Genomic DNA, 20,964 nt, shown 5'->3' with positions numbered 1-20,964 from the left:
TATACGAAAATAAGCTTTTAAACCAAGAATTAGGAGAGGCCACATAAAATTGAGTTTATTGACCTTTAAATGTGCATTACAGATCAATCTCATTCCTGATTTCTAATCTATTTATTGTACTTTTGCGGGTATTTCGACTGCCTTTGTGCAGGTATAAAATAGAGCAATCATAAGCATGAAAATCTGGCAAAAAAATATAGATGTAAATCAGTTTGTAGAGCGTTTCACAGTTGGTAAAGACCGTGAACTGGATCTGCAGATGGCGAAATTTGATGTATTGGGCTCTTTGGCACATACCCAAATGTTAGAGACCATTAATTTGCTAACAGCTGAAGAACTGGAAACGGTTCAGCAAGAATTGAAAAATATTTACTCCGAAATTGAAGCCGGAAATTTCACCATCGAAGATAGTGTAGAAGACGTGCACTCGCAGGTAGAGTGGTTGCTTACCCAGCGCATTGGCGAAGCGGGTAAGAAAATCCATAGTGGCCGGTCGCGTAACGATCAGGTGTTGGTTGATTTAAAATTGTTTTTCAGGGCCTGCATAGAAGATATGGTTGGCCAAACCTCAACTTTGTTTAATCAGTTAATTGAGCTGAGCAATACGCATAAAGATAAATTGATGCCAGGTTATACACATTTGCAGATTGCTATGCCATCGTCTTTTGGTTTATGGTTTGGCGCCTATGCCGAAAGCCTGGCAGATGATATGGAGCTGATGCTGGCTGCATGGAAAATCTGCAATAAAAACCCATTAGGTTCTGCCGCTGGTTATGGTTCTTCGTTCCCCTTAAACAGAACTTTAACGACTGAATTGTTGGGTTTTGAAAGCTTAAATTATAATGTGGTTTATGCGCAGATGGGGCGTGGTAAAACAGAAAGAATTTTGGCGCAGGCCATGAGCGCAGTTGCTGCAACTTTAGCTAAAATGGCGATGGATGTTTGCTTGTTTATTAATCAGAATTTTGGATTTATCAGTTTTCCGGCAGAACTTACCACAGGTTCGAGCATTATGCCACACAAAAAAAACCCTGATGTTTTCGAGCTGATCCGTTCGCGCTGCAATAAAATTCAGGCTTTACCGAACGAAATTGCCATGATGATTACCAATTTGCCATCGGGTTATCACCGCGATTTACAATTGTTAAAAGAAAACCTTTTTCCGGCAATCACGTCATTAAACGAATGTTTGGAGATCGCTACTTTTATGTTTCAGAACATTACCATAAAAGATGATATTCTGAAAGATAAAAAATATGATTATCTGTTTAGCGTTGAGGTTGTGAATGATTTAGCACGCCAAGGTGTTCCATTTAGAGAGGCTTATAAAATTGTTGGCGAACAGATAGAAAATGGTACTTTTGCACCGTCTGGCCAAATACATCATACACACGAAGGAAGCATCGGCAACCTTTGTAACGAGCAAATTTCTGCAGCAATGCACAATGTTTTATCTCAGTTTGGTTTCGGAAAAGTGAATAAAGCAATAGAAGATTTAATAGCATAATATGAAAGTTTCAATATTAGCCAATTCATTAATTGGCTCAGAAATTATAAAAATCGGTAACGAAGTTAACGAAATGAAGCGTAAAGGTGCTTCGATTGCTAACTTAACCATAGGCGATTTTGACGCAAACATTTACCCAATCCCAACCGAATTAAAAGCTGGAATTGTGGAGGCGTACAATGCCAATCAAACCAATTATCCACCTGCTGATGGGGTTTTGCCTTTAAGAGAAACGGTTTCTGAATTATTAAAGGATAGATTTGGATTGGAATACAACACCAACAGCATTTTAGTTTCTGGTGGTTCACGTCCGTTAATTTATGCTACTTACCTGGCGTTGATCGATCCGGGAGATACCGTGGTTTTCCCCGCTCCATCCTGGAACAATAACCACTACTCTCATTTAACATCTGCAAAAACAATTGCGGTAGAAACCGATGCTGCGCATAATTTTATGCCAACGGCAGCGCAATTAAAACCACATTTAAAAGGGGCAACTTTATTGGCTTTATGTTCGCCATTAAACCCAACCGGAACGATGTTCGATGCTGATTCCTTAGCTGAAATCTGTGATGCGGTTTTAGAAGAAAATGCCTCTCGTGGTGCAGATGAAAAACCGTTGTACATGATGTACGATCAGATTTATTCGCTTTTAACTTTTGGTAAGGAGCACGTAAATCCAGTTTCTTTACGCCCAGCGATGAGACCCTTTACTATTTTTGTGGATGGCAGTTCGAAATGTCTGGCGGCAACCGGCGTGCGTGTAGGATGGGGTTTCGGTCCTGAGGATATTATCAATAGAATGAAAGCATTGGTTGGCCACATGGGGGCCTGGGCACCAAAAGCCGAGCAAGTGGCTATGTCTAATTATTTTAACGATAAAACACAGGTTGATACTTTTTTGACCAGCTTCAAAGCGCAGATCCAGGATAGTTTAAATGCGCTTTATAACGGTTTTAACGAATTAAAGAACGAAGGTTTTAATGTTGATGCCGTTGAGCCAATGGGTGCCATTTATTTAACCATTAAAATCGATTATATCGGTAAAACTACTGAAGATGGGCAGCTTTTAAAAGACAGTGCAGATGTAAATTTCTACTTGATCAAAGAAGCAGGAGCAGCATTAGTACCATTCTCTGCTTTCGGAAATGAAGATAGCATGCCTTGGTTCAGGGCATCGGTTGGTGCTTGTACCTTGCAGGATATTAAAGACATGTTGCCGAGGATTAAAGTGGCATTGAGTAAGTTGAAATAGGTGTTAACTAATGAAACCTCTCTTCAATTTGCTTTGAAGAGGGGTTTTTGATTTTAACTTATTGATAGAAACAATGTTTAGTTTGCAAAGGTTTTATTTAATAATCTTTAAATTTGTATATTAGTTTAAAATCATATTAATATGGAAACTTACCTTGTACATCCCGATAAAATACAAGAAAAAGCTTTAAAGGCATTTCTTAAAGCTTTAGAAGTTCCTTATGAAATAAAAAAAGATAATTCTTTACCAGCACACGTCATTTCAGGAATAAAAAAAGGACAAGAAGATATCAAAGCAGGCAAGAGCTTTTCTTTAGAAGCATTTAAAGAAAAAATCTCAACTATTTGATGAGTTTGCCTGTAATTATATCTGAAACCGCTTATATAACTTTCGAATCAATTTGTGCTCAAATAAGTGAAAGGCTTGGAGCTAAATCGTTAAATGATTTTAAAAAGAATACGATTAAGATCTTAGAACTAATTGGTCAGTCGCCTTTCATTTTTAAAGAGACTGAATTCGACCCTAATATACGCCAAGGATTAATTAAGAAGATCTCCTCTGTATTTTATGAAATTAAACCAGATCGGATAGAGATACTGTTCTTTTGGGACAATAGACAGGAACCCATGTTTTTCTAATAGAATACCCCGAAAGTTTAAAGCCTGCGAGGTATTCTACTCCAGGCCCCAAGACTGAGGACTCAAGACTCCCAATTAATCCTCCCTACTTCCATCATCGGCCATCCGCACCATTTTGGGTTCAAATTTAGCCACCACGTCGACCAGTTCGGTTTGCGCGGACATTACTTTATGGATGTCTTTATAAGCCATTGGGGCTTCGTCTAAACCCGCACCAATTAAGGTGACGTTGTGGTCTTTCAAAATCGCTTTCATCTCCGATTTAGTGATCGATTGAATCGCTTTGGTCCTGCTCATTTGTCTACCCGCTCCATGCGAAGCCGAATTGATTGCACTGGTTTCACCTTTTCCTCTCACCAAAAATCCTGGAGCAGTCATGCTTCCCGGGATAATTCCCATCACGCCCTTACCTGCAGGCGTAGCGCCTTTTCGGTGAACAATTACTTCTTCACCATCAAGTATTTCTTTCCAGGCAAAATTATGATGGTTTTCTACCTTGGCTAAAACTTTTGCACCGATGGCTTTAGTCAACCTTTTATGGATCACCTCATGACAAGCAGAAGCATAATCGCCGGCTAAATTCATGGCAATCCAATACTCTTGTCCTTCGGCTGTATTAAGGTCTAAATAAGCCAGGTTTGCGGCTTCTTTAGGCAGCTTACAGATCTCTTTAGCCAGTTTGGTGTAATGACCGGCAATGGTAGCACCTAAGCCACGAGAACCTGAGTGGGTTAATAAAGCCACATAACGGTCTTTGTCGATATTTAAAACCTCGTCGCGTTCGGCAAAATCAATAATCCCCCATTCTACAAAGTGGTTACCACCGCCCGATGTACCCAATTGAGCCCAGGCTTTTCCATGTAAGTTTTTAAGGAACGTAGTTGAGTTGAAAGCTTCGTTATCCAATACTTCGTGTTCGGCTCTTTCCAAACCCCTAAACTCTCTACCTGCACCAAATTTGGTAAAAGCAATTAATTCGCGTTTGTACATCGCATCTTTCCCGAAATAATGTTTCTCCGGGATATCGAAAATACTCAAAGCCATTCTGCAACCGATATCTACACCTACACCGTAAGGGATAATTGCATTTTTGGTCGCTAAAACACCACCAATCGGCAAACCATATCCTTGGTGCGCATCGGGCATTAATGCTCCGGCTACCGAAACCGGTAGCTTCATTGCGATATCCATTTGATTTCTGGCACCCTCTTCAATATAATCGACACCGAAAATTGAATAATCCTTGGCATTGTTGATCAGTTCAATGGTCCCGTCTGATTTTGGATTGGCTTCCTCAATCACGGCTGTTGCCAATACACTTAATACCTCGTCATCCAAAAAACTTTCTGGATATTCTTTTACTTTTTTAAATAAGGCCAATAATTCTTTTTCTTCCGTATCTGCAAAGTTTGTTTTCAGGATATCCAAAGCCAGACCTACTATTTTCCCTTCGGAATAGCCTATTTCGAATAGGTTATTACCTGTTATGTTGTTGTTCATTGTTTCTGTTTTAATCGGCATACAGCTCAGTTCTCATCTCAACCAGTAACGACTCAATCAACTTAGCATCTGGTTTATCCTGAAGCTTGCTTTTAATCGTTTCCTGTTCTATTTTTAGCATAAGGTCTTCTGCCATTTTTAATACTTCCTCGTAGTCTAGTTCTCCTCTTTTTATTGATAAAAGCTCGCGCCTATTTGATCGTTTTACATTTAATTCTCCATCCCGTACGATTTCAAGGGCGACCTGTAGCAATCTAATGGTATGCATCATGTTTTTGGCATCATAATCTTTGCCGTGGTTTTTGTTTAACCTGTAACGTTCTTCATTGCGTTTTTCTACCCATTCCCAATAGTCATTGTGCTCCTTGCAATAAGATGAATAGCTATCCTTGTTAAAAAATAAATAGGCAATTTCTTGTTCTCCTGCAGGTATTGACGAGACCGAAACCTCATTTGCCGCTTCTTTGTTCGTGATCCCTTTATAATTCAATTTCTTCTCTGCATCATGAAACAAAGCATACAGATCTTTAGCATTAGGTATTTTGGACAATCCACAGTCATCTTTCGAAATACCATTTTTTGCAAGCCAGGTTTTCGCTTTTACAGATGAATAGTTTACTGTGATGAAACAAAAATCCAATACTGTTTTCCGGGTTTTAGGCATAGGATTTAATATTTTTTTGTTTAATCCTTTTGCTTTTCTAATCTGTGTTAAAGCATAGCCACCAAAAGTATCCTTACATAACTTTGATAAAATCATCTCGATTCTAAGCTTGTTCATTATGGTGTGCTTATATAGGATACAGTCTTTCGGAGCAGCTAAAATTTCCACAATATTCGGGTTGTTCTTGATCAGTAGTTCAATAAAACGGCCAATTTCATAATAAACCTCATCATTACTTTCATTGCTGATTTGAGGAATATACTTTAAACCAAAAAACATCTCTTTTGGCATATAGTAAATCCCTTTAATATCAGTATCTGATTGTGGAGTATCCAATCCATAAGCTTTGCTACCACTTAAGCACTCAAATAAGAGTAGGTTTTTATCCTTTATATCTTTAATCGTCATAACGGTTTATTGTATTTCTAAAAAAGATATCGAGCCTTTCCGTATCAAAACTTTCTTTTGGTAAATCTTTAGCTCCTTCAGTACACTTTTTAAATTCATTATCAATATAGCTACTTAGCTCAGGATGTATTTTAACAATATATCCTTCTGCAGAGGTTGACTTTAGTGTAATCAGGTCTTTTACCAACTTTTGAAGATGTTCTGGCATTAAGTTCGAAAGTAGTCCAATGGTCATTGGAGCTATCGTATTTTTCTCTAAACACCATTTCGCCGAAAGTAAAGGGCGGAGTACGTAAAAAAGCTTTTTGATTTTGATTTCGTCACCATTTATTACGGTCTCCAATGCGCTATGAGCTATTCCCAGGTAATGATTGATATTCGTTTTCCTGTAGAAATAAGATTGGCACAATGTCCATAATTCGTCCCTGAAATGAGCCTGTTCTACATAAACAATAGGCGATTGTAGCCATTCGAATGGAGTGGTATTCGATTTCCGGATCAATTTAAGCACCTTTTTTATATCCCAGCCATATATATCGAGTTCATCGTTGATCGGGAAAGCCAATTGGTCATTTTTCTCAGAAACAGAAAGGTAATAATTGAGTGGGCGTACATAGATAAAACGGACATCGAAATCGCTGTCTGGTGATGAAAATTCCCATCCACGGCTTCCCGATTCACAGGCAAATAATATTTTGATATCGTTTGCCTTTCTATTTCTGTAAGTCTGTTTATGATGGTTGTTTTCATTTTGTTCTTTATTAATCCCCGGCTGGCAACATTCGCCTGGCCGAGGGGTTTCTAAATTTAATTTATTTTACGAAGATCTGCTTCAATTGGTCAACAATTTGTCCACTGCCAGATAAGCTGATGTTGTTGATTTTTTCTGCAATTTTCTCTACATACTCCATCTCTTTCAACTTATACAACATAGCGTTGTCTTCCATCAATTTGGCCGTATTCAACAAACTTCTGGTCGATGCAGTTTCTTCTCTCCGGGTAATGATATTGGCTTGTGCTCTTTTTTCAGCGACTAAAACCTGATTCATAATTTCCTTAACATCACCTGGTAAAACGATGTCTTTAACACCGCAGTTGGTTAATTTTACGCCCAAATTTTCAACCTTATCCAAGGTGATGGCCATTACCATTTCAGCAATTTTTTCCTTGCTTTCCATCAATTCGTCAAAAGTCATTAAGCCAATGCATTCTCTTAATGCCAATTGCATGGTGATGTACAATTGTTTTTCAAATTCTTTGTTCTCCAATAACGCTTTGATGATGTCATCAACTTTATATTGAATGCTGAAGTTTACCCTCAATTGTGCTTTATCTTTTGTTAAGATTTCTTGACCAATAATTTCCATATTCAATTGCCGCATATCAGTTTTCAATACTTGAACAGTAGTGCTGTTTTTCCAGTAAACATAGTTTCCTGCTTCCAATACGCTTTCAAATTTACCATCGATAAATAACAAGGCCTTTTCGAAGGATTCTACTTTATAGGCTCTGATGTAATTTAATAATGGCGCTTTCTCCAACAAGTTTTTATCAATTGCTTCGTCAATATTAATGTTACTGATGTTTACCTTAACAAAGTTGTATTCTGATAAACCTTTCCAGATGGCATGCCTGCCAGCGGTTAAAACAGATTTGAAGTTTTTGTTTTGGTAAACCAAGGCCAATTCGTTGTCGGCAACGCTTACTAAGTGAATCAAATTCACAAAATCTGCATTTTCCAACAAAATATCCAATTCGGCAACCGAGTAATAGTACTCTTTAGCCATATCGTATAATGTCATGCTTTCGCCAAAACCTAACCAGTAAGTTCCTGCAGTTAAAACGTTTTTTAATTTTCCTTTTTTAAACACCAATCCAACATAATTGGTGTTAATCGTTACTCTTTTCATGTTTTATGATGTTAGCCCCACCTAAATCCTCCCCTAAAATGGAGGACTTAAATGATTATGGTTAATTATTTATTCTTTTAAAAGCGTTGCACAAGAACATTTACCTGTTTTCTGCGGAAGCAAAAGTTTGTCAAGTTTGTTTAAAAATGAAACTTTGCTTTTCTACTCAGGCTTAAGCTCATGAAGCATTTTGCCTTTTGGCTTAACTCATTTGATTTTTAAATCTTTCTTGCTGCGCTGATGCTTACTGAGCAAAACACAGATTTGCTTGCTGGATTCCGAAAAATCCTGAAGCCAAATGCAGTTGCACAACGCTGATTCTGGTGAGCGGTTTGAAAAGTTGCCCTTCTTTTAAGATGGATCCTAAGTCCATTGCATTACCATTTTGCTATTCCAAGTGATGTTTGGAAGCAGGATTCGAACCTGCATTGGTGGTTGTTACTCTAACCCCTGAGTTATTCCGATATATCGGAAGTGGGATTCGAACCCACGACACACAACGTGTTTAGACAGTCTATCACAATTCTTATCAGTATATTCCAGACAATGTGACCGAATACTTTGGGGCTATTCTGAAACCCACAACATTGGATAAGTTTTATTTAGTATTGCCATCCCTTTCGGGATTTCTTTATATCAATCTGATTATGATAACCACTACTAACGTAACCCTGTCCGGCGTATCCCGAACAGGGGTTTCATGATAGTGAATGCTGATCCTGTTAAAACCGGAGCAGCATAAACGAGAGCGCGTATCATTTAGAACAGTAAAACTGTTTCTTATCAATCAGATTGTTGTTATTAATATTTATCAAAGAACTTTATCGACTGGCGACATTACAAAGATGCCACTACCACTGCGCGGCTGATTTGCGCAGTGGGAATTATTCTGTAATTAAACATTTAAGTGTTTGATAATTAGATTAATAAATTTTATTTTTCCTTGAAATCATTTCTTTTTATCAGTAATTGCGCAATTGTATTGCGTAGATGAAGAACACTTCGCTATATTTAAGTAAGCTTTATGATCAGATTTTTAGCTTGAAACTCAAATTGATTAAAAATGGCAGTAAATAAATTAGCGCTCATCAGGTATAAAACCATCGACGATTGTTTGAAAAACCGTTTCCGAAAATGGACATTGGAAGATCTTATTGAAAAGGTATCAGAAACCCTTTACGAGCTGGAGGGGATTACAACAGGTGTAAGCAAGCGAACCATTCAGGCAGATATTCAATTAATGCGGAGTGACAAGCTGGGTTACAATGCACCAATTGTAGTGAAGGATAAACGCTTTTATGCTTACGAAGATTCTAGTTTCAGTATAACCAAAGCACCAATCAATAATGCTGATGTAGATAAGATGAAAGAAATTGTTGGTGTACTGAAACAATTTAATGCCTTCAATTATTTCGACGAGATGAGCGATATGATTGCCCGTTTGGAGAACAACCTCTATAAATCGACCAAACAAAGTGGCAATAATATCCAATTGGAAAGTAATAAGCTCGTTAGGGGGTTGGAATGTATTCCTCCTTTATACCAGGCAGTTTTAAATAAACAATCGCTCTTGATCGAATATAAATCTTTTAAAGCACAGCAGTCTCAACAGGGGATTTATTATCCATATCTCCTAAAAGAATATAGAAACCGTTGGTTTTTGATCTGTAAGGCAAAAAAGCGACCTGGAATATTAAATTTAGCCTTAGATAGGATCGTCGAATTTCAGGAGCTGCCCAACGAAGAATTTTTTGCTTACCAGGGAGTAGATTTTGACCGTTATTACGAAGATCTGATCGGTGTAACAAAAAATGAGCGGGACCGTGCACAAAAAGTAATCCTCGAATTTACCAACGACCACGCACCTTACGTGATTACCAAACCTTTGCATACCTCGCAGATTATACTAGCGAAAAATGATAAAACGACCGTTTTCAGGATTGATGTGGTATTAAATTACGAACTGGAGCGCGAAATTTTAGGTTTTGGAGAATGCGTTAAAGTGCTATCGCCACGATTGTTGATCGCTAAAATCAAAAAGAGATTGGCCCAAACTTATGAGCAATACGAAAGCGCTGATGAAGAAAAAGTTTTTATAAAGTCCTCAAGAAACTAGTTAAACGTTTTAGTAATTGAATTCTTATGTGTAATTTGAATTTAATTATGTTCAAGACCAAATATATCCTAGCTTTTCTAATGTGCTGTTCGATAAGTGCTTTCGCTCAACAGCCTACGCCTCAATGGAGGCCAAATTATCATTTCACTGCACCATCAAATTGGTTAAACGATCCAAACGGGTTAATTTATCTGAATGGGGAATATCATCTTTATTATCAGTACAATCCGTTCGAAAATAAATGGGGCCATATGAGCTGGGGCCATGCCACCAGTAAAGATCTGATAAACTGGGAGCACCTTCCGGTTGCTATTCCGGAAAAAATTACAAATGACACCACCACTATGATTTTTTCAGGTTCGGCTGTGCTGGATAAACATAATGTAAGTGGATTGGGGAAAGGACAGGCACCCGTTGTAGCTTTTTATACCGCAGATCTACCCAAACAACGGAATGAATCTCAATACATGGCCTATAGTAATGATGGTGGGCTAACTTTTACCAATTATGCTAAAAATCCCATTATCGATTTAAACAAAAAAGATTTCAGAGATCCTAATGTATGGTGGCATGAGGCCTCTAAGCAATGGATTATGACTGTTGCAATGGTTGATGAGCATCAGGCGAGGTTTTATGGCTCAAAAAACTTGAAAGATTGGACCATGCTGAGTGATTTCGGTAAACAAGGTAATCAGGGTAGCGGCTGGGAATGCCCTTTTATGATTCCACTGGCAGTGGATGGAAATAAGGATAACACGAAATGGGTACTAATGATTTCGTTATTTGGGCCAAAAGGGCCAACCATGCAATATTTTGTAGGCAATTTTGATGGTAAAACTTTTAAGAATGACAATGATGGCCAGTTAACTTTGCTGGTAGATGATGGCGATTCGTTTTATGCCGCCATTCCATGGAACAATGCACCAAACGATAAACGCATTCTTTTGGGTTGGTTGCAGCCGGGTGGTAAAGAAACCTTCCCATGGAAAGGACAGATGTCTATCCCCAGAGATTTAGCTTTAAAAACTACGCCTGATGGTGTAAGGTTGTTTCAACAGCCGAGTTCGGTTATTGCAGGTAACCTTAAAAAAATTGCCCAAAACCGGGTAGTTTCCAAACAGCATCTGCTTGTTGATGGTGAACTGAAACTGGATGATATTAGCAATGCAAATTGGATTGAAGCCGAATTTGATTTAAGTAATTCGAAAAGTGCAGGTATCAAATTAGCACAATTAAAAGACGGCGAAGGAAAGGTGATCAAAGAAATTGAAGTAGGATACCTGGCCGATAAAAATGAGCTGTATGTAGATTGCTCGCGCTCAGAAAAAGGCGTGAAGAACGATAAGAATATTATTCAAACTGCTAAGTTGAATGCTGTGGGTTCTAAATTGAAAATTCAGATTCTGATTGATAAATCATCGCTTGAAGTCTTCGGTAATGGTGGTGAAAAGGTAATCTCGACCATGATTTTTCCGGATGAAAAAGCAACTGGAATTACTGTTTTCTCAAAAGAAGGTAAAAGTGCTTTAAGCAGTTTAAAGATTTGGGATTTGAGCAAGTAATAGTTAAAACATGATTGACAAGAGCAATCATCTGCTAAAAAGCCTCACCGAATTGAAATCTGGTGAGGCTTTTTTATGTGTTTTGGACTTCCGACTTCCGACTCCGGACTTCTGACTCTAGACTATAGATTAACTTTTAAATTCGCTCGTTTTATGGAATTCGATATCTGGATAATCCTGTTTGGTTAAATTAATCATATATTCACTATCAGCCAAATAAACTGGATTGGCTTCTTTATCGAAACCGATGTGCTGTTGCTTACGTTTCACAAATTCATCCAATTTCTTTCTGTCGGTAGAAGTTACCCAGCTCGAACGGGTATAACTTAAAGTACGGAAACGGCATTTTGCACCATATTCGTGCTCTAATCTGAAATTGATTACCTCGAACTGGAGCTCACCAACCGCACCGATTACTTTCCTGTTTCCAGGTTGCATTACGAATAACTGTGCAACACCTTCATCCGTTAACTGCTCAATACCTTTTTCCAATTGTTTGGTGCGCATTGGGTCCATATTTTCAACCTCTTTAAAAATAGAGGGAGAGAAACTAGGAATTCCTTTGAACTGCAGTTTTTCACCTTCGGTTAAAGTATCGCCGATTTTAAAGTTGCCACTATCATATAAACCTACTACATCACCTGGCCAGGCTTCTTCAACAATACTTTTTTCGTTCGCCATAAAGTCCATCGGGTTAGAGAATTTCAGTTTCTTATCCTGGCGGGTATGGTAATAAAATTTATTGCGTTCAAACTTGCCAGAACAGATCCTTAAAAAGGCAATCCTATCGCGGTGTTTTGGATCTAAGTTAGCGTGGATCTTAAATACAAAGCCACTGAAATTTTTCTCTTCAACCAGTACATCACGTTCTTCAGCTTCCCGGTGTTTCGGACTTGGTGCGATATCGATAAAGGTATCCAAAAGCTCCTTGATCCCGAAATTATTAATCGCACTCCCAAAAAATACAGGTGCAACCAAACCATCGGTATATAAATCCTTATCAATTTTACCATAAATACCGTCAACCAATTCAACATCATCTTTCAACGTATTGATTTCGTTTTCTTTTAGGTAATTTAATAAAGAAGGATCATTTAAATCACTCGCTGCCACAACCGAATCGGTTACTTTGGTTTTATCAGAATTAAATAAATTTAAATGTTTGTTGTAAATGCTGTACACGCCTTTAAAGGTATGCCCCTGGCCGATAGGCCACGAAAGTGGACAAAGGCTGATGTTTAGTTTCTCTTCAATTTCATCCAATAAATCGTAAGCCTCTTTACCTTCACGGTCCATTTTGTTAATGAAGATAATTACTGGTGTATTACGCATACGGCAAACCGACATTAGTTTCTCAGTCTGTTCCTCTACACCCTTTACACAGTCTACCACCAGAATTACACTATCTACCGCCGATAAAGTTCTATAGGTATCTTCAGCAAAATCCTTGTGACCAGGCGTATCCAGAATATTGATGCGTTTGCCACTGTATTCGAAACCCATTACCGAAGTTGCAACTGAGATACCACGCTGCTTTTCGATTTCCATAAAATCGGAGGTATTACTTTGGTTCGCTTTGTTCCTTTTTACCGCACCAGCAGTATTAATAGCACCACCAAAAAGCAGAAATTTTTCTGTCAGTGTGGTTTTGCCCGCATCTGGGTGACTAATAATGGCAAAGGTTTTACGTTTTTCTATTTCAGGGTTAAGCATAATAAAATTTTGGATATAAAAGATGATGAAACCTTGTTAAAGGAATTTAACAGCGATAAGATTTGAATATTGTTGTTTCATCAGGCCGCAAAGATAAGGAATTTGCTTAAAGTTTGAATAGGTTAATTGTTTAATTGAAAATAGGTTGCATGTTTATTGTTTTTGAAAAGCAGTGGCAATTGTTCTTTTCTTATTGCAGCCCTGCCATACACTATAGTCCCGATTGAATCCCGATGTAAATCGGGATGGAGGCTACCATTCGTGTCAGGTTTAGGTTGCTTCTTTAGTAATTCTATTGAGGGTTTTATTTCCGTTGATTAAATACTTTATCGGCTAAACAGGGCTTAAACCGAAAATTATCCAATAAAATTTAAAATTTCTCCCCAATCATTGTTTAATTTTGTGCTAAAATGTTTAGCTTTATTCATCCCTCCGTTTATTGTAAACTAAAATTTTACTGCCGATGCCCACTTTGGAAGAAACTTCTATGCCTGCAGAAATTGCGGCTAAATTTGTTAATTATACCTCAAAACATGTTTTTTTGACCGGAAAAGCAGGTACGGGTAAAACCACCTTTTTACGGAAACTGATTAAACTTACGCATAAAAAAGCCTTAATTGTAGCACCAACAGGTATCGCTGCAATCAATGCATCAGGAGTAACCATTCACTCGCTTTTTCAGCTCCCTTTTGGGGCTTTCTTCCCAGATGCAGCCGGAAGCTTGATCAATGAAAATATCAACTTCAACTTTAATACGCCTAAAACTTTAGTAAAACATTTAAACATGCAGGGCAATAAACGCCGCATGTTGCAGGAATTAGAGTTATTGGTGATTGATGAGGTAAGTATGCTGCGCGCAGATATGCTCGATGCGATCGATTTTGCTTTGCGGTATGTCCGCCGGAACAGAAATGTTCCTTTTGGAGGAGTACAACTCTTGTTTATCGGCGATCTGCACCAATTGCCGCCAGTAGTAAAAAATGATGAATGGCGCATTATGGCCAAATTTTATAAAAGCATTTATTTCTTCGATGCACTAGCATTGCAGGATAATCCACCGGTTTATATCGAACTGGATAAAATTTATCGTCAGGATGACACTGTTTTTATTGATCTGCTCAATAACCTGCGGAACAATAAAATCACCGCAGAAGATACAGCATTACTCAGACAGCATTTCAAACAGGATTTTAAACCTGCGGCCGATGAAAATTACATCACTTTAACTACACACAACAATAAGGCCGATAGTATAAACCGCGAAAGGTTGGCCCAGTTAAAGACCAAATCTTACTTTTTTGAGGCAAAAATTCAAGGCGAATTTAATGAATATGCTTACCCGAATGATAAAAGTTTAGAGTTAAAGGTTGGCGCACAGGTCATGTTCATTAAAAATGATATGACTGCCGAGAAAAGGTATTACAATGGCAAAATAGGGGTAGTGCACCATATTGAGAAAGATATAATCGAAATTGAACTTCCTGAGGATAGGACAGTTATTGAGATTTCTCGTTATACCTGGGAGAACGTCAAGTATAAACTGGATGAAGCGACCAATGAGATTAAGGAAAATGTAGCTGGTTCGTTTATTCAATACCCCATAAAACTGGCCTGGGCAATAACCGTACATAAAAGTCAGGGTTTAACCTTTGATAAGGCCATTATTGATGTCGGGGATGCCTTTGCGCCTGGTCAGGCCTATGTAGCCTTATCGCGCTTACGTTCGTTAAAGGGTTTGGTTTTGACTTCTCACCTACGCGATAGTGGTTTGCAACAGGATCAGAATGTGCATTATTTCTCTAAAACAAAACAGCCCTCAGAGGTACTCAACGAGCAGATCAGTATAGAGAGTTATACTTTTATCCGCAGCTATTTGCTTGCGGCATTCGATCTGAATCTGATCCGCTATTACTTAAAAGAACACCGTCAGACATTTGATAAAAGTGAAAAATCGGCCAAGCAAAGGCATGAAGATTGGACCGATACCATTTATACCGACTTTCAAAAAATAACGGCTACGGCCGATACATTTGTAAATCAGCTGAAAAACCTGTTTGCACAGCAAACTGAACACACTTTATTTAATGTATCGAAAAGGGTAGAGGCTGCCTTAAAATATTTTAATCCGCTGGTAAAAGAGATTTCAGACCGTTTTCTGGCTCAAATTGAAGTGATAAAAGAAGAAAAACAAATTAAAACATACGTTACAGAACTGTTGGAACTCGAAATTTTGGTATATGAGCAACTAAAAAAAATGCATAAAAGTAAAGCATTGTTGCAAGCACTTATTGCCGGTAAAGAATTTAGCAAAGCCGATACGGATGCACTGTTGAATACGGTAGAAAGAAACAATCAGCTCCAAAAAGCGATCCAGTTAAAAGGAGAAACGCTCAAAGTAAAATCTGCAGCAGAGAAAAAGAAAAAAGAGCCAAAGATTGATACCAAGTTAGTGAGCTTCGAGCTTTATGAGCAAGGGAAAACCATCGACGAAATTGCAAAGGAACGTGGCTTTTCTGCCGGTACCATTGAGGGGCATTTGGCTTATTACGTTTCTACGCAACAATTGGATGTGACCAAACTGGTAAAGGCCAATAAAATCAGAAACATCAGCGATGCGGTGGAGAGCCAAAAAACAAAATCGATGGCTACGATAAGGGAATTTTTAGGTAAAGATTATTCTTTCGGTGAGATCAAGCTCGTGCTGGCATCGTTGTTTCCATCAGAGGAATAACCTTAGGTTTAACCGCAAAGATCGCTAAGGACAAAAACGCAAAGGGCGCAAAAGCAAACTCAAGGACATGGATGAGAATGAATTATCAAGAATTGTAATCGGATTAGCAATAGAAGTTCATAGTGCTTTACGTCCTGGTCTGTTGGAAAGCGCCTATAAAGAATGTCTGTATTATAAAATTCTCAAGGCAGGATTATTTGTTGAAAAGGAAAAGATAATGCCTTTAATTTTCGATGAGGTAAAACTAGACTGTGGATATCGAATTGATATTTTAGTAGAACACAAATTGGTTTTAGAATTGAAAAGTATAGAAGCATTTAACGAGATTCATTTGGCTCAAACATTAACTTATATGAAGTTAGGTAATTACAAATTAGGTCTTTTGATGAATTTTAACGTAATTAGGTTAAAGGATGGATTAAAACGTGTAGTGAATGGCTTATAATTTTTCTTTGTTTCTTTGGGGAAAACTTTGCGAACTTTGCGGTTAAATGGAAAAGGTTAAAGTTTTAGCACAGTACATGCCCGAACCAGCGGCACCGTTAATTGCAAAGTGGATTGATTATTTTCAATGTGAATTTAAGATAGCCAAAACCCGTTCTACAAAACTGGGCGATTACCGCCATCCTTATCAAGGCAAAGGCCATCGTATTTCGGTGAATTTCAATCTCAATCATTATGCTTTTCTGGTTACCACAGTACATGAGTTTGCGCATTTGCTCACCTGGAACGATTTCAAGAATAAAGTAAAACCGCATGGAACAGAATGGAAAAAGAACTTCCAGCGGATGATGATTCCCTTTTTTGATATGAATATCTTTCCAGCCGATATCCACAAAGCAATTGATAATTATATGTCGAATCCTGCGGCATCCAGTTGTTCTGACCTGCATTTATCACGTGCCTTAAAAAAATACGACAGCAATAAAACCGAGACTTTACATTTAGAGCAATTGCCGATTAATACCACTTTTAAAATTAAAGATGGCAGGCGTTTTACCAAAGGCGAACGGATTAGGAAGCGGTACCGATGTATTTGTTTAGATGACAAACGGGTTTACCTGTTTAACCCTTTGGCCGAGGTTTTTGTAGTGGAATAATTTTTTCGCGACCGTTCAGCTGAACTTGTTGTACAAGTGGAAATAGTGTTTTTCAATTGCCTTGTAGCTACTTGATGGTCAGCATCTTTTGGTTAACAAATAAGACCCTGAAATAAATTTACTTCGTAGCTTTTCGCTGCGCTACAGGTCAGGGTGACGAACGCCTTACACAAACTTAAACTCATCCCCATCAAATAAACCTTTATCGCTAAGCTTTAAATGTGGAATTACCAATAAGGCCATAAAAGAAAGCGTCATAAAAGGGGCAAGCAAAGTAGAGCCTAAATCTTTCGCAAACTGATCTATTGAAGTATAACTTTCTGCCACTTTGTAGCCATTTTGATTGCTCATTAACCCGGCAACTGGTAAAGCCAAAACTTCTTCTTTCCCATTTCCCAGTGCCACCACACCTCCGGTTTCTTTGATCACTAAATTTACAGCTTCGCAGATGCTTTTATCATCGGCTCCAACTGCAATAATATTATGACTATCGTGTGCAACACTTGAGGCTATGGCACCCTGTTTTAAGCCAAAGTTTTTTACGAAGGATATTGCAATAGGTGCATCGTGGTAGCGGTTTACTACCACCATTTTCAAAACATCGTTCTCCAGATCACTAATAACATTTTGATTTAAAATTTTCGGTTTAGCAGATATTTTGTTGGTAATCAATTGCCCATCTAATGCTTCAATAACTGGAATTTCTTTTTGTCCGGTAAACGGATAAATAAAATCTTCTTCCTTTTTCAAGCTGCAATCGAAATGGTTTACCGATTCGCGATCTTCTACATGTTTTACCCAATTGCCAACTGTTTTTCCATTTTCGGCTAGCAATAAGCCATTGATATAGGTTTGTTTAACCTTGAATGTTTTTAAATCTTCTATTATAATAAAATCTGCATCATCATTGATCTGGAGTGAGCCAACATCTAATTTGTAGTGAAGAATAGGATTGATACAGGCTGCCTGCAATACATTAAAAATATCAATTCCCTTTTCTACTGCTCTTGCACAGAGTTGATTAATATGATTTTCGACTAAACTGTCCGGATGTTTATCGTCGCTACAGAACATCATCATTTCCGGCCAATCGTTTAGTAGATCAATCAACGCCTCAAAATTTTTGGCCGCGCTTCCTTCGCGGATTAGTATTTTCATACCGCGCTGTAATTTATCCAATGCTTCTTCGGCGGTAAAACATTCATGATCGGTAGAAATTCCGGCGTTGATGTATTGTTGAACAGCGTCGCCACGTAAACCCGGGGCATGTCCATCAACAGGTTTACCTAGGTGGTGTGCAGCCGCGATCTTTTTTAAAACTTCTTCATCTTTGTAAAGCACACCAGGGAAATTCATCATTTCGCTCAGATATTTTATTTCCGGACGTTCTAGAAGTGACTTTACATCATCATGATCCAATTCAGCTCCAGCCGTCTCAAAAATGGTAGCTGGAACACAGCTTGGGGCACCGAAGTTAAATTTAAAAGGCACGGTATTGCCATTTTCAATCATAAACTCTACGCCTTCCATTCCACAAACATTGGCAATTTCGTGTGGGTCACTAATGGTTGATACCGTTCCATGAACAACCGCCAATCGCGCAAATTCACTTGGGATTAGCATACTGCTTTCGATGTGCACGTGGCTATCGATAAAGCCTGGTGAGATAAAATGCGCCCCTTCTTTCTGTTCAGAAATTTTGGTGATTGATTTTATTTTTCCACCTTCAACTGCTACTTCGCCAAAAAAAATATTTCGCTTGGTGATGTTGATGATATTCCCTTCGACTTTGAAAGTGCCCATGTATTTTTTGTTTTTAAAGATGCTGAAATAAATTCAACATGACGATTGCGTTCTAAACCGCTCTCAATATTTCAATAATTTATTAATCGTTTCTGCTAATCTTGCTTTAGCTAAAAAATCTTCTTCTAGTACTTTGCTCATAGGAATTGCGGTATCTAAGCTCGCACAGCGCATTACTGGTGCATCGAGGTAAGAGAAACAATGTTCTCCGATCCAGGCCGATAATTCAGCACCAAAACCATTTGTTAAGGTGTCTTCGTGCAAAATTAAAACCCTTCCGGTTGCTTTAACAGCGGCCCTTACAGCTTCTTTATCCCAGGGCTGTAATGTACGGAGATCAATTAATGTAGCACCGCTTTCAGGGTACTGTTTTAAGTAATCTAAAGCCCAGTGTACACCTAGCCCATAGGTAATGATTGCGAATTTATTTCCTTCGGCAAGCTGAACTGCTTTACCAATCTCTGTAGTATAATAGCCATCAGGAACTGGAGCAATTAAACTTCTATAGAGGTATTTATGTTCAAAGTAAAGCACTGGGTTCGGATCTTCAATCGCTGCCAATAGCAAACCTTTTGCATCTTCGGGGAAAGCAGGATAAACAATCTTAAGACCAGGGGTTTTGGTAAACCAGGCTTCGTTGCTTTGTGAATGAAATGGCCCAGCACTTGTTCCGGCGCCTGTGGGCATGCGTACCACTACATCGGCCTTTTCGCCCCAACGATAATGCGTTTTGGCCAGGTTATTCACGATCTGATTAAAGCCTACAGTCACAAAATCGGCAAATTGCATTTCTACAACTGCTTTATAACCATTTATGGATAGACCCAAACCTGCACCTACGATGGCTGATTCGCAAATAGGGGTATTACGCACTCTGTCTTTTCCATATTTAGTGGTAAAACCATCTGTAATTTTGAAAGCCCCACCATAATCGGCAATATCCTGTCCCATTAAAACCAGATTGGGGTATTTCTGCATAGCCAGATCCAAACCATCGGTTATCGCATCCAGATATCTTTTTTCAATAGAAGATGGATTAGGCTGGATAACCTGTTGTGTGTAAGGGAAATACATGTCAACCTCTTCCTGATTGGCATTAGCAATAGGCTCATCCTCGTTAAAAGCTTCTTCAACTTCCAGCTCAATATCTCTTTTAACCTGGATTTTGATGTCGATAATTGAATCCGATGTTAAAACACCCTGCTCAATTAAATAGGTTTCGTAATTACTTAACGGATCTTTCTTGCCCCACTCATCAAAAAGTTCTTGTGGGACATATTTGGTACCAGATGCTTCTTCATGTCCGCGCATTCTGAAAGTTAAGCACTCTACTAAAACAGGCCTTGGATCTTTCCGGATTTCCATGGCCAGTTGATTAATGGTGTTATAAACTTCCAGAATATTATTTCCATCTATCTGAATGCCTTCTACGCCATAACCAATGGCTTTATCCACCAGGTTTTTGCACCTAAACTGTTCTGATTTTGGAGTAGACAGGCCATATCCATTATTTTCGATCAGAAAAATAACGGGAAGGTTCCAAACTGCGGCAACATTTACTGCCTCATGAAAATCGCCTTCGCTGGTTGCCCCTTCTCCGGTATAAACCAAAGTAGCGTGAGGCTGATTGCGTAAAACATCTGCCAGTGCGATACCATCGGCTAAGGCCATTTGGGGGCCAAGGTGGGATATCATCCCAATAATTTTATATTCTTGCGTGCCGAAATGAAAAGAGCGGTCGCGGCCTTTGGTGAAGCCAGTAATTTTGCCTTGCCATTGGGCCATTAATTTTTTTAAAGGAATATCGCGTGAAGTAAAAACGCCCAAATTACGGTGCATGGGTAAAATGTACTCATCGCTTTGCATGGCTAGGGTGCTGCCAACCGCTATTGCTTCTTGGCCAATACCCGAAAACCACTTGCCAATTCTGCCCTGGCGCAAAAGCTTGAGCATTTTTTCTTCAACCATCCGAGGGTAAAGCAATCTTCTATATAAGTTCAGTAGGAACTCGTTGTCTTTATCTCCTCTGTTAAATTGCATATCTGGTTATTTTGACT

The 20,964-nt window shown here is 38.6% G+C and carries 15 protein-coding genes; 8 read left to right on the top strand and 7 right to left on the bottom strand.

Annotated features, from left to right (window positions below; genetic code table 11):
• Positions 1-175 precede the first annotated feature (175 nt).
• From argH to FHT21_RS24165, 3 genes are all read left to right on the top strand, one after another.
• Positions 176-1,507 carry an argininosuccinate lyase gene (argH, locus tag FHT21_RS24175; RefSeq protein WP_167297256.1) on the top strand — a complete coding sequence of 444 codons (1,332 nt, stop codon included), beginning with the start codon at positions 176-178 and terminating at the stop codon, positions 1,505-1,507.
• A 1-nt stretch (position 1,508) separates the two neighbouring features.
• Positions 1,509-2,762 (top strand): aminotransferase class I/II-fold pyridoxal phosphate-dependent enzyme, encoded by a 1,254-nt coding sequence (locus FHT21_RS24170; RefSeq protein WP_167297255.1) that lies wholly within the window; start codon positions 1,509-1,511, stop codon positions 2,760-2,762.
• A 141-nt stretch (positions 2,763-2,903) separates the two neighbouring features.
• Positions 2,904-3,110 carry a DUF2683 family protein gene (locus FHT21_RS24165; RefSeq protein WP_167297254.1) on the top strand — a complete coding sequence of 69 codons (207 nt, stop codon included), beginning with the start codon at positions 2,904-2,906 and terminating at the stop codon, positions 3,108-3,110.
• Positions 3,111-3,475: 365 nt separating this feature from the next.
• Here FHT21_RS24165 and FHT21_RS24160 read toward each other — a convergent pair whose 3' ends face one another.
• The 4 genes from FHT21_RS24160 to FHT21_RS24145 form a co-directional block, all read right to left on the bottom strand.
• The gene (locus FHT21_RS24160; RefSeq protein ID WP_167297253.1) at positions 3,476-4,900 is read right to left on the bottom strand and encodes an RtcB family protein; all 1,425 of its coding nucleotides are present in this window, start codon (positions 4,898-4,900) and stop codon (positions 3,476-3,478) included.
• 10 nt (positions 4,901-4,910) lie between these two features.
• Positions 4,911-5,972, bottom strand: a complete 1,062-nt coding sequence (locus FHT21_RS24155) for a nucleotidyltransferase domain-containing protein (RefSeq protein WP_167297252.1) — start codon at positions 5,970-5,972, stop codon at positions 4,911-4,913.
• On the bottom strand, positions 5,962-6,666 hold the full coding sequence (locus FHT21_RS24150) for a nucleotidyltransferase domain-containing protein (protein ID WP_347878505.1): 705 nt from the start codon (positions 6,664-6,666) through the stop codon (positions 5,962-5,964). Before FHT21_RS24150 ends, FHT21_RS24155 begins: the two co-directional genes overlap by 11 nt.
• Before the next feature lie 118 nt (positions 6,667-6,784).
• A complete protein-coding gene (locus FHT21_RS24145) occupies positions 6,785-7,882 on the bottom strand; it encodes a slipin family protein (RefSeq protein WP_167297251.1) in 1,098 nt (365 codons plus the stop codon).
• A gap of 1,063 nt (positions 7,883-8,945) precedes the next feature.
• Between FHT21_RS24145 and FHT21_RS24140 the strand changes: the two genes are divergently transcribed.
• Both FHT21_RS24140 and FHT21_RS24135 read left to right on the top strand, forming a co-directional pair.
• The gene (locus tag FHT21_RS24140; RefSeq protein ID WP_167297250.1) at positions 8,946-9,998 is read left to right on the top strand and encodes a WYL domain-containing protein; all 1,053 of its coding nucleotides are present in this window, start codon (positions 8,946-8,948) and stop codon (positions 9,996-9,998) included.
• A 47-nt stretch (positions 9,999-10,045) separates the two neighbouring features.
• Complete coding sequence (locus tag FHT21_RS24135; protein WP_167297249.1) at positions 10,046-11,560, top strand: glycoside hydrolase family 32 protein; 1,515 nt, start codon at positions 10,046-10,048, stop codon at positions 11,558-11,560.
• A gap of 129 nt (positions 11,561-11,689) precedes the next feature.
• On the opposite strand, the gene FHT21_RS24130 is transcribed toward FHT21_RS24135, so the two are convergent.
• On the bottom strand, positions 11,690-13,273 hold the full coding sequence (locus tag FHT21_RS24130; RefSeq protein WP_167297248.1) for a peptide chain release factor 3: 1,584 nt from the start codon (positions 13,271-13,273) through the stop codon (positions 11,690-11,692).
• Between the two features lie 463 nt (positions 13,274-13,736).
• On the opposite strand from FHT21_RS24130, the gene FHT21_RS25095 reads away from it, so the two are divergent.
• The 3 genes from FHT21_RS25095 to FHT21_RS24115 all read left to right on the top strand — a co-directional run bounded on the left by FHT21_RS25095 (position 13,737) and on the right by FHT21_RS24115 (position 17,104).
• Positions 13,737-16,004: a helix-turn-helix domain-containing protein gene (locus FHT21_RS25095; protein ID WP_167297247.1), complete on the top strand. Its 2,268-nt coding sequence runs from the start codon at positions 13,737-13,739 to the stop codon at positions 16,002-16,004.
• A 67-nt stretch (positions 16,005-16,071) separates the two neighbouring features.
• Positions 16,072-16,449, top strand: a complete 378-nt coding sequence (locus tag FHT21_RS24120; RefSeq protein ID WP_167297246.1) for a GxxExxY protein — start codon at positions 16,072-16,074, stop codon at positions 16,447-16,449.
• Positions 16,450-16,495: 46 nt separating this feature from the next.
• Positions 16,496-17,104, top strand: a complete 609-nt coding sequence (locus FHT21_RS24115; protein ID WP_167297245.1) for a SprT-like domain-containing protein — start codon at positions 16,496-16,498, stop codon at positions 17,102-17,104.
• Between the two features lie 165 nt (positions 17,105-17,269).
• On the opposite strand, the gene ade is transcribed toward FHT21_RS24115, so the two are convergent.
• The gene (gene ade / locus FHT21_RS24110; RefSeq protein WP_167297244.1) at positions 17,270-18,907 is read right to left on the bottom strand and encodes an adenine deaminase; all 1,638 of its coding nucleotides are present in this window, start codon (positions 18,905-18,907) and stop codon (positions 17,270-17,272) included.
• Between the two features lie 63 nt (positions 18,908-18,970).
• Positions 18,971-20,947, bottom strand: a complete 1,977-nt coding sequence (locus FHT21_RS24105; RefSeq protein WP_167297243.1) for an alpha-ketoacid dehydrogenase subunit alpha/beta — start codon at positions 20,945-20,947, stop codon at positions 18,971-18,973.
• Between the last annotated feature and the right edge of the window lie 17 nt (positions 20,948-20,964).

Source organism: Pedobacter sp. SG908 (assembly GCF_011759615.1).
GTDB classification, from domain to species: Bacteria; Bacteroidota; Bacteroidia; order Sphingobacteriales; family Sphingobacteriaceae; genus Pedobacter; species Pedobacter riviphilus.
Note: the sequence above shows the minus strand (reverse complement) of the source record. Positions and strands in the feature narration are given on the sequence as shown.